Genomic DNA, 20,028 nt, shown 5'->3' with positions numbered 1-20,028 from the left:
CAGTTTGTAGTAACAGGGAACTATACAACGTATTGATAAAACCATGTAGATTAAACCTTGGATGAATGTATTATACGTTTTAAATAACCTTAAAAACCGTAAACATGCTTCTTTCTGGAGAAGCCACAGTAACTGGAATGATACCTGATAAAGTAAGAAAAGAACTAGAAGGGAATTCCCAACTTCTAAAACCAAAAATCATGGCAAAACCCAATTATTTTTCTAGCCTCGGACCAATCTGCAGGAATAACAGGCGAACGCTTAATAGCAACCGAATTTGACAATGGTTAAAAACAAGCAATAAATAAGCACTATTAAAAGTTCTTTATCCTTAAGTGTATTATCATTTATTTAGCAGCTATATCTTTTAATGGTGTTTTTTCCTAGATCACCAGCTTTTTCTGAATATGGTAATAGCATTGCAGTTATTCGTAATATAAAGAACTGCAATGCTTGTTTTCACCCACAACATAGCATCGTATATTACACATTTTTATCTTGTTGCCACAAAAATATTTTAAAATTGGATAAGCGCGCATTCCTAAAGAAACAGCGGACTTTGAAGATCAAAGCTTATTCAGGTTGGTGTTTTTCAGCCTCATCACGCTCCTCTAATACTTGGCCAACTAAGGAAAAAATAGAGCCTACCGCTTGAATCCAACTACCAAGAATATCGAGAATTTCGGCATCTTCACCTTTATTTTCTTGCAAATCATAAATCCCACTTACCGCTTGCATGGAATTACCTATTGATTGTAACGCATTACCGATAATATTATAGTTTCTTCCACTTTGAGTACGATCGTTAAATTCATCTGTTAATGAAATAAGTGCTCCTAATGCTTGTAATCCATTTCCTGTAATCACTAATTTTTTATTTTGTTGATTTTTTAATTTTAAAAGCAAACCTATTATAACCGTCACATTACCTATTGATTGAACTTCGTCTCCGATTTTTTCAAACGAGATAGTTTCCTGAGCATCAGCTGATAATCCGCAACCAACGGCTTGTAATACATTTCCCTTTACTGTTAGATTGTTCAATAGTCTTTTACTCAGCGCTTCTATAGGTGTACTTCCAATTGCGGATTCAATTGTACCAACTGCTTGTATGAATGATCCAAAAATATCTTTTGTATGATTGTCCATTTTTTCATCTACCAATCAATTATATTAATTTATCCTATTCTAAAATAGACATGATTGGTTTATTGATACGTCTATTTAATATCAAATATACGAATAACTATTCATAGGCCTTCAAATTACGTTCAAATGAACATAATATTTTCTTTTCATTTTGAGTCCTTGAATAAAGCGAGTTTGTTTAGTATAAATATCTAGTAAAAGGAATGTTTCCGTTTACTCCTAGACTATCAATATTGAGTTCGTATCGGAAAAACACTTTCTCAATAGCCAAATTTCATATCTTTCAAGGCTAGGTAGATTCATCTCATAGAAATCTTCTAAGCCCACTATAATATTCAATGCAGAAAAGAAAAACAGAAAAAATGTTATTTCAAAATCCAGAAATATGTATTCAAATGAAGGAACTTTTTTATTTTCTCTATTGTCTAAATGGCTAGCTTGTCCATACTGCACTAATAAATTGCTGTACTTAATCACCAGCATTCAAGTATAGGATAAACGGATGGGGGAGCTAAACTTTCTTTACTTCTCAACTGATTCCCCCACTATTACACATTTAACGATGTACATAAAAGGATGATATCCTTTCTACCCGTTTCAGTCTGTCGTTAAACTTACCTTTACAACAAGGAACTGAACTGTATATTGCAAAGGTAAGTGACAATTTCTTCACGTATTCATGATTGTTGAGTACATTATTATTCTATATAGAGCTCTTAGAGCAAACTCATTAAATACTTTAAACTTATTTCGTACATGTAATCAGACGATAAGTCAATATATCTTGGTAAAGACTAAGAAAATGTCCATGCTGGCTTAGAATATTAAACAATTCCAACTCAAGATTCGGTGAAAGGTTGTATTCCGGTACTGCGTAACCGTCATGCGTTCCCTTATAAATTTCTATATTGCAAAAACCTGCAGTATTTAATAAATGCTCCCAATCCTCTTCTTCTAGTAAGGAGTCTACGTTATAAAACTGCTTTATTTTCGTTTGCTCCTCCTCACTTAACTTGCTTTCTATTGTCATTTCGTTCGCGATTAATTTCCCGCCTGGTTTCAAAACCCGATAGATTTCCGCCAGTGCAGATGGTTTGTTAACAAATGCTAAAACAGACTCAGATAAGACAAAATCATACATATTGCGCTCAAACGGAATATTTTCTACAGATCCGGCAACTAACTGAATAGGTAGCTGTTGTGATAAAAATCTTTTTTCCGCCTTTTCGAGCATAATGGGATGGATTTCTAGGCCAACAACATTCGTTTTAAATTGCTCATACAAATAGGCTGCTGTCCTTCCCGTTCCGCATCCTACATCTAAAATCTTTGAATCTTGTTTTATATTCTCCTTAGCTAATATATCCTGCGTTAAGATGAAGCCGCCAGGGTGGGCACAACCTACTCCAAATTTTGCTAAATAATCTATATAAGTTAAATCACTCAAGGATATCATCCCTCCTTTATTTTTTTATTCTATGTACTAAAGATAGGAGTGGTTCTATAGTGGTAATGCCCACTTTTGTATTTACATTATTCATTACTGTCTTTTCCGATTGAGGATACTCGCTATTCACCTGTTGGGCCTCAGCAATTTCGCTAGCCCCCATGAGTCTCGCATTATTTCTTCAATTGAATGAAACTTACTTACGGGTTTTCTTCCTGCATTTATAAACTTTGGTGATGTTTTCCGCTTCAGCATGCTGAGCTTTTTATGAACTGATTGCATTCAGTTACTATCATCTTCTAGAGCTAAATCTTTACAGTCATTGGAGCATCACGGATAAGTATATTGATTTGGGGTTTCCCCAAAAATACCATACTCACCAACTGATCTATCAAGGATGCTTACATAAAAAACCGACCTCTTTGCTATTTGAGGCCGGTTTAAAGGTCATTTAATTATTTTTTGATATTTCTTTCACGATTTGTTCCAGCCCTTCCTTAATTGGTGTTGCGGGACGGCCTAAAAGTTTTTCAAAATCATTGCTTTCAATTTCCAATGTACCTTCTCGAATTCCTTTTTGAATACCAACAAGCATCGGGATAAGGAAGTCTGGGACACCAGCACCTTTCATGATATTTGCATAGGCAGTATCATCCACCTGCTGTACAGATACTTCCTTTCCTAATACAGTACTTAAAGCAGCGGCAATTTCTTCTTGTGTCAATGGTTCTCCAGAAAGCTCGTAAATCGTATTTTCATGTCCATCACCAGATAGGACTGCTGCTGCAGCTGCTGCATAATCTTGTTGTAACGCCCACCCTACCTTACCATTACCTGCTGATGTCACCCAAGGCGCTCCTGACATTACAGCTTGAATACTTGAAATTTCATTCTCTAAGTACCAGTTATTGCGTAAGAATGAGTATGGGATGCCTGTTTTCAAAATGGCTTCTTCTGTTGCTTGATGCGTTGGAGCAAGGAAGTTTTTACTCTCCTTTGCGTTCGTTATGCTTGTATATGCTATAAATTTAACGTCGGCACGTTTTGCAGCAGCAACTGCATCCGCATGCTGACGAATTCTTGTTTCATTATCGCCATCAGCTGATATCATTAAAAGGCGGTCAATCCCTTTAAAAGCAGTGTCCAATGATTGCGGTTTATCAAAATCTCCATATCGAACTTCTACGCCTTGAGACCGAAGACTTTCAGCTTTCTCCGGATTGCGGACACTGACAGCTATTTGACTTGCAGGGACAGTCTTTAATAACGTTTCTACAACTTTAGTTCCTAATTTACCTGTGGCTCCCGTAACTAATATTTTCATTGTCTAAACCCTCCATTATATTTTTTGTTATCGGCAAGTTTGTGTTGTAACTAAAATGATTACATGTAATCATTTTAGTTACAATCAGTACAAATGTCAATCATTTCATTACTATTATTGATTACATCCTTTCGTTTTAAGTATAATAAGAATTGTAACCAATATAATTACATTTAAAAATGCTGTTGTTAGGAATGCTGGGAAGGTGATTTTTTTGTCCATCAGTAGCAGATTTGCTGTAGGAATTCATATATTAACACTTATTGAATTTAATAAAGACGGTGTTAACTCATCTGAGTTTTTAGCGGAAAGTGTAAACACAAATCCTGCCCTGATTAGAAAAATTATTGGGATGTTAAAGAAGGCTGGATTAGTTGAAGTACATCCCGGTATTGCAGGAACAAAGCTTGCTAAAAAACTATCTGATATTACACTGTTAGATGTATATAAAGCTGTTAATGTAGTGCAAGACAATGAGTTGTTTAGTATCCACGAAAGTCCAAATCCAAAATGTCCTGTAGGCAGGAACATTCAAAATGCGATTATTCCAGTGCTGTCAACTGCCCAATTAGCTTTGGAAAAAGTGTTGAAAAATGTAACGATTGAAGATATTGTGAATGATATTATGGAAAAAGAGAATGTAAAATAATAAAAGAGCCTGGGATAAAACTCAAAAGTGGTTAGCTAAATAACTATATTTCCCGAACGGGGTTGGAACGCAATATTCGGGTTCTCTTTAGCTACTATCCTTTTGTCCCGGCCTCTTAATGCGTAAATAATCTCGTAAAAGTGAGAGCTGTCTATTTTTTTGTAGTTGGGGATTGTTTTTCACTGCTTCAGGGGATCGCTTTCCGCGGGCGGTACAGGAGCATCGTCTCTTTCCCTTGGACATGCTTTCCCCTTCCACTTTCATCGAGTGGCAAACGGGGTGAGAGCCCCTTCTCCTGTTAAAAAACGGGATGGCTAGCTATTTTCTTTTTTTCTTATTATCTAATAAGAGGGATTGTTTTTTGATGATTTTTTCAAAGGCGACATTGATACGGACGATATTCCCTTCCATCTCTGTCACACTGATTACTTTCCCTTTTCGTCCTTTAATTTTTATATCATCGCCAACAGAGGGAATTTGTCTTACAAGCTGAGTTAACACTAATAATGTATTATCAAAATATTGAATCACAACCATTTGCAATCTCTCCTTAAGAAATGTTATTAAAGAGATACTTTATTGCAATTTAGATACAGCATCCCTACGTTAACAATATAATATGTCTTACATGTTGAATTTGTCGCAGTTACTTTTTGATTGCTTAAAGGTGCTTAAGTTCACATGAAACATTGTGATGAATCTTATAAAAAAGTTAAAATTTAAATAAACCTTTATTTAACTACACCACCCTTTAACAATTGGCAGTAATTCATTATTTTCTTAATGAAACGATATTTTTTAAACAACTTGGGCATATTTAAATATTTGTGATAAGATAGATTCACCATTACAAAGGATAAAACTGTCATTCAATTTCAAGGAAGTGTATGTATGGGCGAATTAATTCATTTATTAAATGAGTACGGATATATCGTGCTTTTTCTTTCTTTAATGCTCGAACTCATTATCATCCCAATCCCAAATGAAGCCCTTCTCAGTTATGTAGGCGTTCTCGCTTTTCAAGGGAAAATGAATCTCATTCTTTCCATTCTTGCTGCAGGACTGGGAGGAATTATAGGTGCATCCATTTCCTATTGGATCGGGCACATACTTGGTGTACCTTTTTTCAAAAAATATGGACGTTATATTCATATGGGACCTGAAAAAATGGAGAAAATGGAGAGATGGTATACGAAGTACGGAAAAGTTTTATTAATTTTTTCCTATATGATCCCAGGTATCCGCCATATTGCCAGCATTATATCAGGCGTAATCAAACTACCATTTCGTTCATTTGCTGTTTTTTCTTATATTGGTGTCTTTCTATGGACTGGGACACTCATTTTTTTAGGATATTCATTAGGACCGAAATGGGATCAGTATGAGGGTGAAATCAAAAAATGGCTTGTTCTGGCAAGCATTGCAATCGGATTTATTGTTCTTACATATATTATTATAAAAACGAACAGGCAATCTATTAAAGAATCGTTTTTCCTTTTAACCCAAGTAACTTTTAAACACTTTCGAAGCTATCTTAAAGTAAAATTTCTTATCTTAATCATTTTAGTTTTATTTGCTGCTCTCTTTACTTTAATGGTAGGAATGATTCAAGATTTTATTAGCAATGAATTTGTCCACTTTAATACGATCGTTCGTACAATTGTATTTTCGCTTTTTAACTCTAACTGGAAAGTAGTTATGTTGAAGATTTATGCGCTATCTTCTATAAAAGTTTTAGGTGTATTTACTCTGCTTACTATTTTCATCATTCTTTTTAACAGAAAAAACATTTGGCTGGAATTAATATTTTTCGCTGTTACTTTAATTGGAACATTTCTTTTTTCAGAAGGAATTCAGTGGCTTTTCCAATTTTTATTCAGTAATAAACATATCAGCTCTAATTTTCCGGATCAATCCGCAATGTTCTTAGTGAGCGTGTTCGGTTTCTTCTTAATTATGCTATTAAGACATCACCGTTACTATAAGCTAATCACCGTACTATTAGTTTCTTTTATATTCATACTAGCATTATACGGCATCAGCGCTATCTATATTAATCACTCTGAGCCAAGTGATATTATAGCAGGCTATGTATTCGGCGGAGCGTGGGTCAGTGGCATGTTCTTTGCCTTAGAAATGTTTCGATTTCTTTCTATATTAAAAAGAAATTTAATTAAAGAAGACAATTAATAAATATCTGAAGATAATTAAAAGATGATTCCTATTCTAACAGGAGTCATCTTTTTTTAAACTCGTACTAAATCCTAAAAACCGCTTTTAATTAAATGATTTAGCAGTTCTTTCTGTATACGAAGTAAAGTCTGAATATCTTCTTCAGCCATTTTATCTAAAGCGAACAACATCGCTTTATAAGATAGTGAATGTTTACTGGACTTCGTGGATATTTCTTTACCCTTAATTGTTAATGTTAGTTTTACTTCTCCTTCGTTTTTTTTAGAATACTTTTTTTCTACTAGCCCTGTTTCAAATAAATTATCTATACCAACACTAATTGTACTTTTTGGGGTGATCAGTTTCTCAGCCAATTCCTGCTGTGTTAGTTCAGGAAAAGCAAATAATGTATTAAGAATTGATAACTGTTGTAATGACAGTCCAAAACTTTCAGCATTTTTCTTCGTTAACTTCGCTGTAGTTTTATTTATAGCCCAAAATGATTGATAAACCTCTATTGCCTGTTTGACCTTCGGATCATCACAATTTATGTCCATTTCAATCACTCCTCTTTATAAGATAGTTTAATATGAAACTATTCTATTTTGAGCTATTTTAAAATATTTAGATAAAAAATTTAGTTAAACTAAAAAAAGCCCTGCTTAGTAAGGGCTTCCGCATTTTCAACTCCAATAAATCATAGCGATTCGTCATTTTATTTTTGCTACTCCTAATGCAAAATGATTCCAGAGTATTTCCTCAATTAATTCAGCTTTAGATTCTGGACAATCAACAATTAAGATTATTTCAGAATATTTCCCCTTTAACGTTCTCTTCCTTTTTTTTACAACTAATTCTATAAAAAAGCGTATAGCAAAGCCAAGGACAAACCCAACAAATGCACCTATTAATCCCCAATAAATTGGACCCCAAGCTAATTTAAATCCTATGCTTGCGCCAATAACTGATAAAGCAGTTGCAAATCCCACTCCAATATCAATAAGGGTCGTACCATCTGAGCGATGCAATGTATCAAAAATTTTACGTGCTTCTCTTCTATTGTCAAGAGGAACGGCAAATATACTTTCTTTTGAAATCCCTCTTTTTTCTAGCGTTGAAACTGCCATTTCCAAAAATCCAGTACTTTCAAACGTTGAAAAAAGCTGCAAAATTTTATCACTTCACTTTTCTACCTTTTTTTATTTGGAAACCTTCCGATTGATAGTGCTCAGTTAAATAACCTCTTAATTCTTTTTTGAAAAGTTTATTATTTTCTACTGTATTAATATAGGCATCATATATTGCAAACCCATAATGTGAAGGAATAAAAAGGAGCCATTCTGGTTTTAAAACAGAGGTGGCTTCTTTTACTTTACCTAAAACTAACAATAAGACAGCCTCTTGAATATGGGAATAATAATAAAATACAACTAACCATACGATAATAAAGATTGCCGTTAAGATTCTATGAAGATAGAGCTGCCCTAAACCAGGAATAAAAGATGACCACATAACTGCAAGAATAGGATCTCGCTTATCCAGGTAGTTAATCTCTAATGCTCCTAAAGAAAATGAATTAAAACGATGTTCCTCCCGCTCAGCTAAAAGATAAACCCTATTCATATCTATTGTTGTGCGATAGCTGTCCCAAATACCGAAAAGGTACACGGGAATATACATCAGCAGCCACCTTGTGTTCAATACCTCTTTTGCCATGTCTATATTTCCTTGAAAAGAATAAATCATTGAAGAGTTAATATGTGCTTTTACATTGACGATAACTTCCCAAATAAATAATGCATATCCTCGAAGATATTTAGATAAAAGCATATGTCCGAATCCAGGGAACGCTGCAGACCACCAAGCAATAATGTAAGGATTTCTCAAATGAAGTTGAGTTGTTCCGAAAATACTAACATGGGCTTTATATCTTCTGGCGGTATTGTCATTTGTGTAATTATCCATTTAATCCACCTTTAAGAATTATTTATAATATTTTTCCAAAAAAGGTTACATTTATACGCAACCTTTTTTAGATAGCCCCATATATATTCGATGATTAATTTTCAACACTAGTCAATTAGAGCACGGGGTGAAATAAGTACATCAAAAGCTTTGTAAACAGGACTTTTATAAATATTTCGATACGAACAAGTATCTATATGATATGTACAAATCTTAAACAGCGCGCACATGATACTAAACAAAAAATGATATCGTATCAACCTCATTTATTCTGCAATTTCCTTATAAATTTGAGATTTAATAAGATACGATGTCTCATTAACTTGAATAAAGCTACTGTACCCCATAAAAAGGGCACAGTAGTTAAATGAAATAATCATAGACATTTTTTGCTAATAATAAAACAGTTACTGCAATAAACATAGCTCGGACATAACCGCTTCCTTTTTTGATCGCAAACTTTGAGCCACAAACTGCACCAGCAAGTTGTGCAACCCCCATTATTAGTCCATAAGTATAGTTTACTTGTCCTAAAAATGAAAACATCAACAGACCGGCAATATTACTACCAAAGTTTAAAAATTTTGCATTACCCGCTGCCTTTAAAAAATCAAAACCAATCAACAAAAAAGAAAAAATTAAAAATGAACCTGTTCCAGGGCCAAGAAATCCATCATAAAAACCAATCGCAAAAATAGCAACCATAAAAATAATGACGTGACGGATGGACAATTTTTTTGGGGCGGAAATACTCCCCCAATCTTTCTTGAAAATAGTATAAATAGCAACTGCGGCAAGCATTACTAACATTAGTGGTTTTAGTACTTCAGGATTTATCAAATGGCAAGTCCAAGCACCAAACATCGAACCAAAAAATGTGAGTGGAAATAATTTAAAAACAGATTTGAAATCGAGTTTACCAGAGCGATAATACATAAAAGTACTCGTCAAAGAACCCATTGTCGATGCTAGTTTATTAGTAGCAACCGCCCCTGCTGGATTCATCCCTGTAAATAATAATGCAGGTAGAGAAATCAGACCGCCGCCCCCGACGACAGAATCAATAAATGAAGCTAAAAATCCAAAAACAATTAAAATAATTAATAATGATGGGTCTAAAGATAAATGCATGTCAATCAACCTTTCTTATAGTCACTACTAAATAGTAACCATTTCATCGCTAATTGTAAATTTAATATAGCAAGGAAAACGGGGAGATAAAAAAGAAAGCAGAATCTCTTCTGCTTCTCATTCGATTGCTACCAATTTTACACTAGTCCCTACTGATAGTTACGTTCATATAAACAAAAACAATCCATTCTTAATGTTTTCAAGACTTTAATCTATTATATTGACATCTACAATCTCACTAAAATTTATATACTTAACGTTATCGTTCATATCTTTTAGTTTAAATTGTTTTTGAATTTGATTGATACGATGAACATAACCAGTAACCCTTTGTTCAAATCCTTCTTTTATAATTGTAAACTCCAAAGGTAAATGATATTGAATCGAATCATTAATACGTATTTCTAATTCTTGAATTTGATCTTCATCTAAAATGGGCTGCTCTTGTCTATTTAAATCGATAGCCATTTCTTTCAGCATCTGAACATGTTCAGGCAACATTAGTGATACCCACTTTTTATTACCCCGATCGCGAATCATGCTTTATGTCCCCCTACTAGCTTAGAACGTTTTAATGCCGTACCTGCTTCGGTATATGAAACAGCACGTAAAATGGCTGCTGATCCAAATCGATCTCTAATCTTGTCAACGACATATCCTAATTCACGCTGCTTATCTCTTCTTGGCTCAAATAAACTTAGCTGTAAATTCGTGTCATCCGTTACCTTGGACAGCGATATAGAAATTTGCCTCACACTCTTTCCAGTGTAATGTTGACGAAAAAGTTTTAAACACGCCTCATATATGACCATTGTGATATTTGTCGGCTCATCAATCGTATGGGATCGATAAAAGCCACCGCCATACTCAGATTCTGAATAGCTTATTCCAAGACTAATTGTCCTCCCTGCTTTTCGTGATTTGCGTGCCCTGCGAGCCACTTCTTCGCACATCTCTAAAATAACCGTTTTAATTTCATGTTCTTTTTTATAATCTCTCATAAGAATTTGGCTTTTACCAAAAGAAATTTGTCCTTGCAATATTGGGGCACCTAAATCGGACAAATCTACTCCCCATGCATGGTGATAAAGTTGATTGCCGATCACTCCAAACTTTTTCTCTAATAGCTTTAAATCATGATTTGCTAAAGCTCCAACTGTAAATATTCCCATTCTGTTTAAGTTTCTTTCCATCCTAAGACCAATCCCCCACATTTTACTTAAAGGAGAAACCGACCATAGTTTTTTTTGAATATCTTCATATGCCCACTCTGCAATCCCATTTTTCTTTTTCTTTGATTCTAAGTCTAGCGCAAGTTTGGCAATCAACATATTAGGACCGATGCCAACGGTGCATGGCAGACCAAATGTTTCTTTAATATCATTTTTTATTTTCATGGCTATTGTATATGGATTTCTAAATAGCCTTGTTAATCCATCTACCTTAATAAATGATTCATCAATTCTGTTGTCAAGTTATTGTCTACGATTTGTATATTAGTTGATATTTTAGATTTCTAAATGTATACGACATTTTTCTGGTTTACCTAGCTATGAATAAATTTTTATATTTAATTATTTCGCATAGAATAAACTTGATTCCTTTAACATCGAGGAAATAGGGTGTATTATATTTCGAATTTTTTTCTGGTTAATATTTGTGAAAATCTTTATCAGGTGTTTCCTTCTTAGTGATATTTTGGAGTACATCTTAATTTCCGAAATTATTCATAACGGTCAATTTTCCAAGTTTGATAAAGTACAAATTAGCCCCCATACTAGTTAATCAATATTATTTCAAAGTAAACATCAAGCACTACAAAAAGTAACAAAGCTTTAGTTTTACAACATATGGATCGTTTCAGCAGTTCTCTTTGTTATTGCTACTTAATGAATGGACAAGTTTGTGGAAAAGGTTTCTTTATTATAAATCACGATGAATAGCTGTCGAGTTAAGGGGAATTCTATAACTGAATGGTTTAATTATAAACAGGGAGACGGTTATATGTTTTGGAAGAAAAAAAGGAAATATTTGGATTATAACAAGATATTAAACGATATAGAATCGTCAAATTCTATGTTTCCAAACATCCAAAATTTAAATTTAAACACTAAACTTGCTATTAATGAGAAGATATTTAAAGAGATATTTAAAGATTGTTCAGATATCATATTTCGTCCCATTGAAATCCAAAGTGACACCAAGATACTTTTAATTTATATCGATGGTTTGATTGATTCAAAGACTCTTGATCAAGTTGTGTTAAAACCATTGATGTTTGATGGATTTCCTGATGTATTGGGAAAGGTCCCAAAAGTAGAACAAATCATTGAGCAGAATTTTATTGCAATCGCACAAGTTCAGAAGGATATTAAAATTATGGATGTAACAAATGGGATCTTAAAGGGAAATGTAGCCATTTTAGTTGACGGAACAAGTAAAGCTTTAGTAGCAGAACTTAAAGGATTCGAAAAAAGAAGTATAGAAGAGCCAGTTGCTGAAACATCCGTCCGTGGACCAAGGGATGGTTTTACAGAAATATTACGTATTAATACAAGTCTTATCCGTAGACGGATCCGAAGTGTAAAACTAAAATTGGAGCCAATAACGATTGGTCAAATTACTCAGACCGATATTGTCATTGCCTATATCGACGGAATTGCTCCAAATACTGTAATAGAGGAAGTCCGAAAAAGAATCCGTAGAATACAAGTTGACGGGGTAATGGAATCAAGTTACATTGAAGAATTTATCGAGGATTTTACATGGACACCATTCCCACAAGTTCAAAATACTGAACGACCTGATGTCGTATGTTCCAGTTTGTTAGAAGGAAAAATAGCCATTTTTGTAGATAATACTCCATTTGTATTAGTTGTCCCAATGACATTTTGGAGCGGTTTGCAAGCGGTAGATGATTATTACGAACGGTCTGTCTATTCCACTTTCGTTCGATTGATTCGCTACTCCTTATTTAATATGGCACTGCTTTTCCCGTCTTTATATGTAGCCATCGTAACCTATCATCCACAGCTAATTCCAACAAATTTGTTAATTAGCATAGCCGCAGCCAGAGAAGGAGTACCGTTTCCTACTCTCGTTGAGACCATGTTGATGGAACTTATGTTTGAGGGGCTTCGAGAAGCGGGAATTCGGTTACCAAGGCCTATTGGCTCAGCTGTTAGTATTGTTGGAGCACTTGTCATAGGTCAAGCTGCTGTACAGGCAGGTATTGTATCAGCTCCCGTAGTAATTATTGTATCATCGACTGGTATTGCATCGTTTACAGTACCAAGATACAACCTGGGTACTGCTTACCGAATTCTTCGTTTCCCGTTGTTGATTTTAGCCGGAACCCTAGGGCTGTACGGGATAGTAATAGGAGTTTTTTTCATTTTGGCTCATCTCCTTAAACTTCGTTCGTTTGGAGTCCCCTATTTAAGCCCGATAGCACCACTTATTCTTAAAAACTGGAAAGATGTTTTTATCCGTGTACCGAGATGGGGCATGACCTACCGGCCTGCATTGATCTCCGGAGCGGATAAAAAACGCACTCCAGAAGGTCAACAACCAAGTCCAAAACAAGGAGACAAAACAAATGAATAGGAAACTAATCATCTTTTTTATTTTCATTCCATCTATGTTACTCTTATCCGGTTGTTGGGATAGTGAGGAGTTAAACGATCGTGCGATTGAAGTCGCATGGGGGATCGACGAAACCAAGGACAAAAAGATTCAGATTAGCACCCAAGTTGTTATTCCGTCAAAAATAAGCGGAGAACTGACAAATGGCGGAGGTGGAGGAAGCCAGGGAAATCCTTATTTTGTCGCAACAGGTATTGGGAAGAATACACTCGATGCCGTACAACAAATGCAGATAAAGCTTTCTCGAAAAATATTTCGTGGACAACAGAGGGTTATAGTCATTGGGGAAGCACTGGCTAAAAAAGGCATCAGGGACATATTAGATAACTATACTAGAGATCCCAGCATCAATTTACTAACCGATGTTTTTGTTGTCAAGGGAAACACTGCAAAGAATTTTCTTAAAATATCGTATCCAATGGAGAATATCCCCGCCGTAGGGGCTTTAAAAGAATATAACCAAATTGGATCACTAAAAGAAGGAGAATTTTTAAACTTTTTACTCTCTACATCCAGTCAGGGAAGCTACCCAACCATGCCTGTTATTTCAATTGAGTCCCCCTCTTCTTTAAAAGAAGGGGAGAATCGTGAAGAGCAATCCAAGGCGAAAGGGTTTCGAATTTCAGGTATCGGAATATTTAACAAAAACTTAAAATTAGTTGGTTTCTTAAATATGAAAGAAGGAAGAGTGTTTCATTGGTTAACCGGGAATCTGGATTTTCTAATGGTGACGTCGCGTGTACCAAAAGAAAAAGGTTATTTCACTTTGGATTTAAACAAATTAGATAGCAATATTGAGCCAATCATACAAAACAACAAGGTAAAAATTCTTGTCACCTTAACTGGACAAGGAAACATTCGAGAAAACAATACAAGATTAGATCTTACTAAAATACAAAATATTTCCATTGTTCAAAATTCATTAGACAAAGAGGTTGAAAAAACAGTTCTTCAAACAATTACAAAGGTGCAAAAAAAGTATGGTACGGACATCTTTGGATTTAGTAATGCAATCAAACGAAAAGACATGCGCCAATGGAAATCCCTAAAGAAAAACTGGGATAAAGAGTTTTCAAAAGCTGAGATTTCTGTAAAAGCGAATTTAATTGTACGAAAGATTGGCGTAACAGGGCCATCTATAATTGAATGAGTTTGAACGAAGAAATTCACTGAAGATGTCTTTATAGTGGATTAAGTAAGAGTAGAGAATTAAGTAGGAGGGGGTGACTAACCCCCGACCTCTTACACCACCGTACGTACCGTTCGGTATACGGCGGTTCCATTAAGATTGACGTAGAAATTCATAGCGGTTATATAGACTTCTCAATCCTCGTTGACTCCAGTAGGAGTTATCGAGGGTTTTGTGTAATATTGGACTACATGCAATTCTCCAGTATTTCTTTCTAGAGTTACCCCATTCATATGCTTTGTAATCTGGGACACCTAAACCAATTAGTTTTCTGACTCTGGTTTTAGGCTTCTTCCATTGTTTCCATTCGCACATTCTGAGCCTTCTTCTTATCCATTCATCGAATTCTTTGAATTTACTTGGGGTATCAGCTAAAGCGAAGTATCCGCACCATCCAGTAAGGTAGCGGTTTAACATTTCAATCCTTACTTCCATCGGAAAAGGTTTTGACCGTGAGGTGATTTCTCGAATCTTTGTCTTAAAGCGTTTAATGCTTTGTTTCGCTATTCGCACCTTCGGTTCTTTATTCCATGTAAAACTAAAACCTAGAAATTTCCGTTTCCACGGGCGGTCAACCGCCGATTTGTCTCTATTTACCTTCAACTTTAATTTCTGCTCAATAAATATCGTAACGGATTCCATTACACGTTCCCCTGCTTTTAATGACTTAACATAAATGTTGCAGTCATCCGCATAACGGACAAACCTATGCCCTCTGGCTTCTAGTTCTTTATCTAATTTATCAAGAATTATGTTTGAGAGGAGAGGACTGAGAGGTCCTCCTTGCGGAGTACCTTCCTCCGTCGATTGTTCGACCCCATTAAGCATTACACCTGATTGAAGGTATTTCCGAATTAGTTTTAGAAGCGTGCGATCTTTGATTCTTTTAGCGAGTATTCCCATCAATTTGTCATGATTGACCTTATCAAAGAATTTCTCTAAGTCCATATCAATTACCCAACGAAAACCCTTTTTTATATATTCCTTTGCCTTTCTTACTGCATTATGGGCACTCCTGTTAGGGCGGAATCCGTAGCTATTTTCAGAAAAGGTTGGGTCAAAGATTGGGGTTAATACTTGGGCAATTGCCTGTTGGATGAAACGGTCTGTCACAGTTGGTATGCCTAAGAGCCTAACCCCTCCGTTTGGTTTCGGGATTTCGACACGACGTACAGGGGAAGGTCGATAGTTACCTGTTCTCAAAGTTTCCCGAAGGGAATCCCAGTTTTCATAGAGATGTCGTCGTAGGAATTTTACGGACATTCCATCTATGCCGTGACTTCCTTTATTCTGCTCCACTCTTTTCAGGGCAGTTAAGAGATTTTCCCGTGACAAGATCCGTTCCATTAACATGATGTCATTCCTTTCCACGTGAATGAAGGTTCTGTTTATGCCGGCTCTTGCTCCACCCTCCTAAAGTCCCCAACGGGTTCACCGCTTCCTTCTTTAGGTAAGTCCTTTCGGATTGTCTGTGTTCAACGCAATCACCGAATGTACAGATTTCATTCTTTCTTAATAGTTCAGTCCTTCCCATTCTTTCTCGAGTTAGAATGGTACTATGACCTCTGCTGACTTCTGATTGTTCAGCTATCCATTGCTGGATAGGTTACCAAGTGTACTTGGCTTATCAATCAGACCTCCCCGGGTAAGAGTACAGTCTTTCCCTCCATCTATCTGCTTCATTTACTCTGTACCACCTTCGGCAGTAAGGACTTCGTTTTGAGTTGCAAACTCATCCAATGGTACCTAGCCTCATATGAAGTTTGTATTCCTCAGACCGGAGGTTTGCCGCTCGCTTCCTTCAGATTCCGCGTCGCCGCGGACACCCTTGCGTTAAGCTAACCACTACTACTGCCTTCATGGCTCGGGACTTGCACCCTAGAGACTGCACCCATGCCGGGCGCACAACAATAATAACCACCAGTTAGACCGGTGGCTATTATTGTTTCTCTAACCATTTTTTTTGATTTTAAACACCTTTTGTCGGAACCAAGTAACAATAAGAAGTATAGTTGGTATTATTAAAAATATAGGTACCCATATATAAGGTACTAATATTTTCGTGTGAGTATAATAAACGTGCTCAGAGATATTTTTTGACATTGTCATTCCCAAGAACAATGCTATGACACTTGCTGGAATGATAAGTGCCCGATAATTCTTCATCCGAGTCAATTGCTGAAAACCCTTTAGCGCTCCGAGCATATTTACCAATTCCTTTATTAAGGCTGTCATAAAAAAATATAAAATACCAAAAATTTGTAAATTTTCAATAAAATCCCCAATACTGATTACACCGAGTAATGTGTAAAGTGGATACAAAAAGCGTGAAAACATAGGACCGATAACTGAAATAGCAAGCATGTCCCAACAAGTTATCATCAATCCGGCAAGTATAGTAGCCAGAATCGTAGTCTTCATAATCTTTTCAGGGCGGTCTGTATCGGTCCAAAACATGGCTAATATGATTGTTTCTCCAAAAGGCTGCATAATACCGCCAGGATATACAACCTTCCAAATAGGAGACCATCCGTTTTCAAGGACAGGGCGTAAATTATTAATATGCATAACACCCGTGCTACAAAGAAGTATCAGCTGAATACAAAACATTACTAAAACTAAGGGAAAGATCATTTCTCCTAACCGAGCAATGATTTCGATACCTCCATATACGCAATAAGCAATAAAGATGATAAATACCCCTTCTATAATTAGAAATGGAGTATTGAATAATATTGTTGTTGAAATCATATCTCTAATATCTGCAAGGCCTCTCCCTACATGATATAGAAACAAGAGCGGATACAAAAACGCAATGGGTATTCCTATCCATCGTCCAAATTGTGCAGGGAACCACTGAACAAGAGTTAACCCTGGGTTCATGCGCATTAAGATAGTGTATAACAGAAGAACCAAAATCCCTAGACCCATTGATACAAGTTGACCAATCCATGCATCTCGACCTGCTGCCCCCCCAAACCCAAAAATTACTGTAGTCCCTAATTGATAAATAAAGGTTATGACGAACAATTGATAGGATGAAATTTTATACATATTCTTAGTACCTCAAAGAATTCAGACTTAACAAGCATATTGTGTCAATGTATATTACTTAAATTCCAACATTGACAATATTTTCATTTTACTCCCTCTCCTATGTAATCTGCCGCATCCTTAGCAACTGGTAGTAATGGCATTTTTAAATCCTTATGTAAAGTAAATGAAAAAGAATTTCTCCGAGAGTGAAGAAAGCATGTGTAGACCTTTCCTTGATCGTTTACTTTCTTGTTTATGTTAAAAAATACAGTAAACAATACTGGGATAGTAATTCTTGACCAAATCCAAAAATATTTCTTTATTTTCCAAAACTGAAAGCTCTACATTCAGGTAAAACGCAAGATAATAACTATACAAAAATCCCATTAACCATGATTCATATCATTCTCATTATCGTTTTACCAATTGCTGTCCCACTTTTATCATACTTTTTTAACCTGATACCTTATAAAATGCCCAAAATTTGCAAAAAAAAACTTTCTTGTAGTAGATTTTTTATATATCGAGAAGAGTAGCGCTACTATTCCTCTGTATCGTTTCCGTGCTTCTTGTGTCAAAAATCTCAAAAAGGATTGTTTTTGAGATTTTTACTCTAAACAAACGCAATTCTTCTACTAAACATGACAAAAATTACATTTTAAACAGAAAAAAGATAAATAGGATATAGGGAGAAGTTGCTATAATAAAAATTGTATATAAACAGAAGAACTCTCCCAATTTTTTGGAATTTAAAAAGACTGTTCATTCTAATGAACGATATAAAAAGGAAGGATAAACATAATGTTTGAGTTTATTTTGGGAATAGTGATTGATATGTTATGGGTAAGGCCCCGTAGAAATATCGTCTTTCATCAACTTTTGCGCCATGATAAATGCAGATTGAAATTTTTCATCACTTTTATTATCATTTGCAATAGCAAGAAGACCTTTGATCTTTTTTATAAAACCTTCATTTCTATTGTCCTATATACTTACTGTCATTCGTGTATTGAATTCACATTCAGACATTTTTATCACCTTTCATGACTTCCACTGCATATATTAGCGTTTCTTTAGAGTTATAGCCAGTGCGATAATTGATATAATCAGAGTCACGACTGATATTGCTAATGAAATAATCGACATATTCATAAATCTAACAACTCCCTTCAATAATGGTGTAGAAAGGGGATTTTCCCTTTTCACGGATGATTGATTGAATGCTTATAGGTTCCGACGGTAAGCGTTCTTTTTACGTCCTTTTAAATTTAAAAGGGCAACTGTCAAGTAATGATAGCTATTATTGAATTTAAAAGAGTCGAATAAGAGAAATCACCTTTTCCATCATTCTCCTCACCTCCTTCCTTTCCGGAGGTAGAGAGTATAATTTATACCTTCTGGTATTATATGGCGTCCACACACAAGCGCCAAGAACTTTTTAACAAAATTTATTTAAAAGATAGAGTCTAATTTTGCATTACCAGATCAATTAAGAGGAAAAATAATAGGATTAACATGGAATGGCGAGGGATTGTATAGAAATATTCAACCTTTTGATTATTGTATTTAAGAATTGTCATGAGAGCGTTTAATTCCATATTAATCCCCAATCAAATAAACACTTGCTCAGCTGATTATGATAATAAAAATTTAATCGTAGAAGATATAAAAAAAAGATGTGCAGCTTTTAATAATGAACTGATTTCTTTTTGTCAATGTATTTTACCAGTGTTAATAATATTCTGCATGTTGAATCTTTAAAAGTTCAAATTAGGACTTCGTCAGCATTGAAAAGGACGATTTTTTTCCGTAGGTAAGGGAAATCTTCCTTTTAATTAAATATGAAGTTTATTTGTCATTAAAATTCTATTTCTGTTTATTGAAATCTCCTATCTATTTTTCTTAAGCCATTTGCGTATAACTTATTATCCATATGCCAATTTCTCCATCATACGGTTGTTGTTTCCCCAGAATCAACAAGTTTTTAAGCAATATGATGAAGGACGAATCAGCTGAAGCAACTGCGCCTATAAAAATCACCAAATTTGTTTGCATCTTTAGTTTCCTTTATTGCTTCAATATTTGCATTTCTTTTTAACATTGTTACTTCCCCCAAATATTATCCTTTGTATTGCTTATCTTCTGGTTTAGCTTAATTACAATTATACGACACTTTTTTAAATCAGGATTTTATTGCATAATTTAGGGATTTCTTATATTTTGGCTCTATTATATTTGTTGGGGTGTGAATAAAATTCAGACATAAAAATACACGTAAACTCCTAAATCCTTTACACTTGAATTGTCGAGAAACAAATGAA

15 protein-coding genes and 1 pseudogene are annotated in these 20,028 nt (G+C 35.1%); 4 read left to right on the top strand and 12 right to left on the bottom strand.

What is annotated here, in order from left to right; translation table 11 throughout:
- Positions 1 to 573: 573 nt before the first annotated feature.
- From G4D61_RS10170 to G4D61_RS10160, 3 genes are all read right to left on the bottom strand, one after another.
- Positions 574 to 1,149, bottom strand: coding sequence for a DUF6944 family repetitive protein (locus G4D61_RS10170; protein WP_025728172.1), 576 nt, complete (start codon positions 1,147 to 1,149; stop codon positions 574 to 576).
- A gap of 745 nt (positions 1,150 to 1,894) precedes the next feature.
- Positions 1,895 to 2,605 carry a class I SAM-dependent methyltransferase gene (locus tag G4D61_RS10165; protein ID WP_035355443.1) on the bottom strand — a complete coding sequence of 237 codons (711 nt, stop codon included), beginning with the start codon at positions 2,603 to 2,605 and terminating at the stop codon, positions 1,895 to 1,897.
- Positions 2,606 to 3,047: 442 nt separating this feature from the next.
- Positions 3,048 to 3,920, bottom strand: coding sequence for an SDR family oxidoreductase (locus tag G4D61_RS10160; RefSeq protein WP_025728168.1), 873 nt, complete (start codon positions 3,918 to 3,920; stop codon positions 3,048 to 3,050).
- Between the two features lie 214 nt (positions 3,921 to 4,134).
- Here G4D61_RS10160 and G4D61_RS10155 point away from each other — a divergent pair, with 214 nt between their 5' ends.
- Positions 4,135 to 4,569: an Rrf2 family transcriptional regulator gene (locus G4D61_RS10155; protein WP_035355406.1), complete on the top strand. Its 435-nt coding sequence runs from the start codon at positions 4,135 to 4,137 to the stop codon at positions 4,567 to 4,569.
- A gap of 318 nt (positions 4,570 to 4,887) precedes the next feature.
- Here G4D61_RS10155 and G4D61_RS10150 read toward each other — a convergent pair whose 3' ends face one another.
- Positions 4,888 to 5,106, bottom strand: a complete 219-nt coding sequence (locus G4D61_RS10150; protein WP_025728164.1) for a hypothetical protein — start codon at positions 5,104 to 5,106, stop codon at positions 4,888 to 4,890.
- A gap of 354 nt (positions 5,107 to 5,460) precedes the next feature.
- Between G4D61_RS10150 and G4D61_RS10145 the strand changes: the two genes are divergently transcribed.
- Positions 5,461 to 6,759 carry a VTT domain-containing protein gene (locus tag G4D61_RS10145; RefSeq protein ID WP_035355410.1) on the top strand — a complete coding sequence of 433 codons (1,299 nt, stop codon included), beginning with the start codon at positions 5,461 to 5,463 and terminating at the stop codon, positions 6,757 to 6,759.
- Positions 6,760 to 6,833: 74 nt separating this feature from the next.
- Here G4D61_RS10145 and G4D61_RS10140 read toward each other — a convergent pair whose 3' ends face one another.
- The 6 genes and pseudogenes from G4D61_RS10140 to G4D61_RS10115 form a co-directional block, all read right to left on the bottom strand.
- On the bottom strand, positions 6,834 to 7,298 hold the full coding sequence (locus tag G4D61_RS10140; RefSeq protein ID WP_163173867.1) for a MarR family winged helix-turn-helix transcriptional regulator: 465 nt from the start codon (positions 7,296 to 7,298) through the stop codon (positions 6,834 to 6,836).
- A gap of 153 nt (positions 7,299 to 7,451) precedes the next feature.
- A complete protein-coding gene (locus G4D61_RS10135) occupies positions 7,452 to 7,910 on the bottom strand; it encodes a hypothetical protein (RefSeq protein WP_035355412.1) in 459 nt (152 codons plus the stop codon).
- Positions 7,911 to 7,917: 7 nt separating this feature from the next.
- Positions 7,918 to 8,706 (bottom strand): hypothetical protein, encoded by a 789-nt coding sequence (locus tag G4D61_RS10130; protein WP_035355415.1) that lies wholly within the window; start codon positions 8,704 to 8,706, stop codon positions 7,918 to 7,920.
- A 363-nt stretch (positions 8,707 to 9,069) separates the two neighbouring features.
- The gene (locus tag G4D61_RS10125; protein ID WP_035355418.1) at positions 9,070 to 9,837 is read right to left on the bottom strand and encodes a TSUP family transporter; all 768 of its coding nucleotides are present in this window, start codon (positions 9,835 to 9,837) and stop codon (positions 9,070 to 9,072) included.
- Positions 9,838 to 10,044: 207 nt separating this feature from the next.
- On the bottom strand, positions 10,045 to 10,377 hold the full coding sequence (locus G4D61_RS10120; protein ID WP_035355420.1) for a YolD-like family protein: 333 nt from the start codon (positions 10,375 to 10,377) through the stop codon (positions 10,045 to 10,047).
- Positions 10,374 to 11,300: pseudogene (locus G4D61_RS10115) on the bottom strand (DinB/UmuC family translesion DNA polymerase); the annotation flags it as partial. The gene G4D61_RS10120 and the pseudogene G4D61_RS10115, both read right to left, overlap by 4 nt.
- A 541-nt stretch (positions 11,301 to 11,841) precedes the next feature.
- Here G4D61_RS10115 and G4D61_RS10110 point away from each other — a divergent pair.
- Together G4D61_RS10110 and G4D61_RS10105 are read left to right on the top strand one after the other, a co-directional pair.
- Positions 11,842 to 13,443: a spore germination protein gene (locus G4D61_RS10110; protein ID WP_163173865.1), complete on the top strand. Its 1,602-nt coding sequence runs from the start codon at positions 11,842 to 11,844 to the stop codon at positions 13,441 to 13,443.
- Complete coding sequence (locus tag G4D61_RS10105; protein ID WP_163173863.1) at positions 13,436 to 14,632, top strand: Ger(x)C family spore germination protein; 1,197 nt, start codon at positions 13,436 to 13,438, stop codon at positions 14,630 to 14,632. The genes G4D61_RS10110 and G4D61_RS10105 overlap by 8 nt, the downstream gene beginning before the upstream one ends.
- Before the next feature lie 132 nt (positions 14,633 to 14,764).
- Here G4D61_RS10105 and ltrA read toward each other — a convergent pair whose 3' ends face one another.
- The gene (gene ltrA, locus G4D61_RS10100; RefSeq protein ID WP_035352844.1) at positions 14,765 to 16,024 is read right to left on the bottom strand and encodes a group II intron reverse transcriptase/maturase; all 1,260 of its coding nucleotides are present in this window, start codon (positions 16,022 to 16,024) and stop codon (positions 14,765 to 14,767) included.
- A 597-nt stretch (positions 16,025 to 16,621) separates the two neighbouring features.
- Positions 16,622 to 17,725 carry a GerAB/ArcD/ProY family transporter gene (locus G4D61_RS10095; RefSeq protein ID WP_035355435.1) on the bottom strand — a complete coding sequence of 368 codons (1,104 nt, stop codon included), beginning with the start codon at positions 17,723 to 17,725 and terminating at the stop codon, positions 16,622 to 16,624.
- Positions 17,726 to 20,028 lie beyond the last annotated feature (2,303 nt).

This window comes from Heyndrickxia ginsengihumi, assembly GCF_011008565.1.
Classification (GTDB): domain Bacteria; phylum Bacillota; class Bacilli; order Bacillales; family Bacillaceae_C; genus Weizmannia; species Weizmannia ginsengihumi.
This window is presented reverse-complemented; position numbering and strand designations above follow the sequence as displayed.

Excerpts from the sequence above, each read along its gene's own strand:
- G4D61_RS10170 (WP_025728172.1), bottom strand. The coding sequence starts at position 1,149 with ATGGACAATCATACAAAAGATATTTTTGGATCATTCATACAAGCAGTT.
- G4D61_RS10165 (WP_035355443.1), bottom strand. The coding sequence starts at position 2,605 with ATGATATCCTTGAGTGATTTAACTTATATAGATTATTTAGCAAAATTT.
- G4D61_RS10160 (WP_025728168.1), bottom strand. The coding sequence starts at position 3,920 with ATGAAAATATTAGTTACGGGAGCCACAGGTAAATTAGGAACTAAAGTT.
- G4D61_RS10150 (WP_025728164.1), bottom strand. The coding sequence starts at position 5,106 with ATGGTTGTGATTCAATATTTTGATAATACATTATTAGTGTTAACTCAG.
- G4D61_RS10145 (WP_035355410.1), top strand. The coding sequence starts at position 5,461 with ATGGGCGAATTAATTCATTTATTAAATGAGTACGGATATATCGTGCTT.
- G4D61_RS10140 (WP_163173867.1), bottom strand. The coding sequence starts at position 7,298 with ATGGACATAAATTGTGATGATCCGAAGGTCAAACAGGCAATAGAGGTT.
- G4D61_RS10130 (WP_035355415.1), bottom strand. The coding sequence starts at position 8,706 with ATGGATAATTACACAAATGACAATACCGCCAGAAGATATAAAGCCCAT.
- G4D61_RS10125 (WP_035355418.1), bottom strand. The coding sequence starts at position 9,837 with ATGCATTTATCTTTAGACCCATCATTATTAATTATTTTAATTGTTTTT.
- G4D61_RS10120 (WP_035355420.1), bottom strand. The coding sequence starts at position 10,377 with ATGATTCGCGATCGGGGTAATAAAAAGTGGGTATCACTAATGTTGCCT.
- G4D61_RS10110 (WP_163173865.1), top strand. The coding sequence starts at position 11,842 with ATGTTTTGGAAGAAAAAAAGGAAATATTTGGATTATAACAAGATATTA.
- G4D61_RS10105 (WP_163173863.1), top strand. The coding sequence starts at position 13,436 with ATGAATAGGAAACTAATCATCTTTTTTATTTTCATTCCATCTATGTTA.
- ltrA (WP_035352844.1), bottom strand. The coding sequence starts at position 16,024 with ATGTTAATGGAACGGATCTTGTCACGGGAAAATCTCTTAACTGCCCTG.
- G4D61_RS10095 (WP_035355435.1), bottom strand. The coding sequence starts at position 17,725 with ATGTATAAAATTTCATCCTATCAATTGTTCGTCATAACCTTTATTTAT.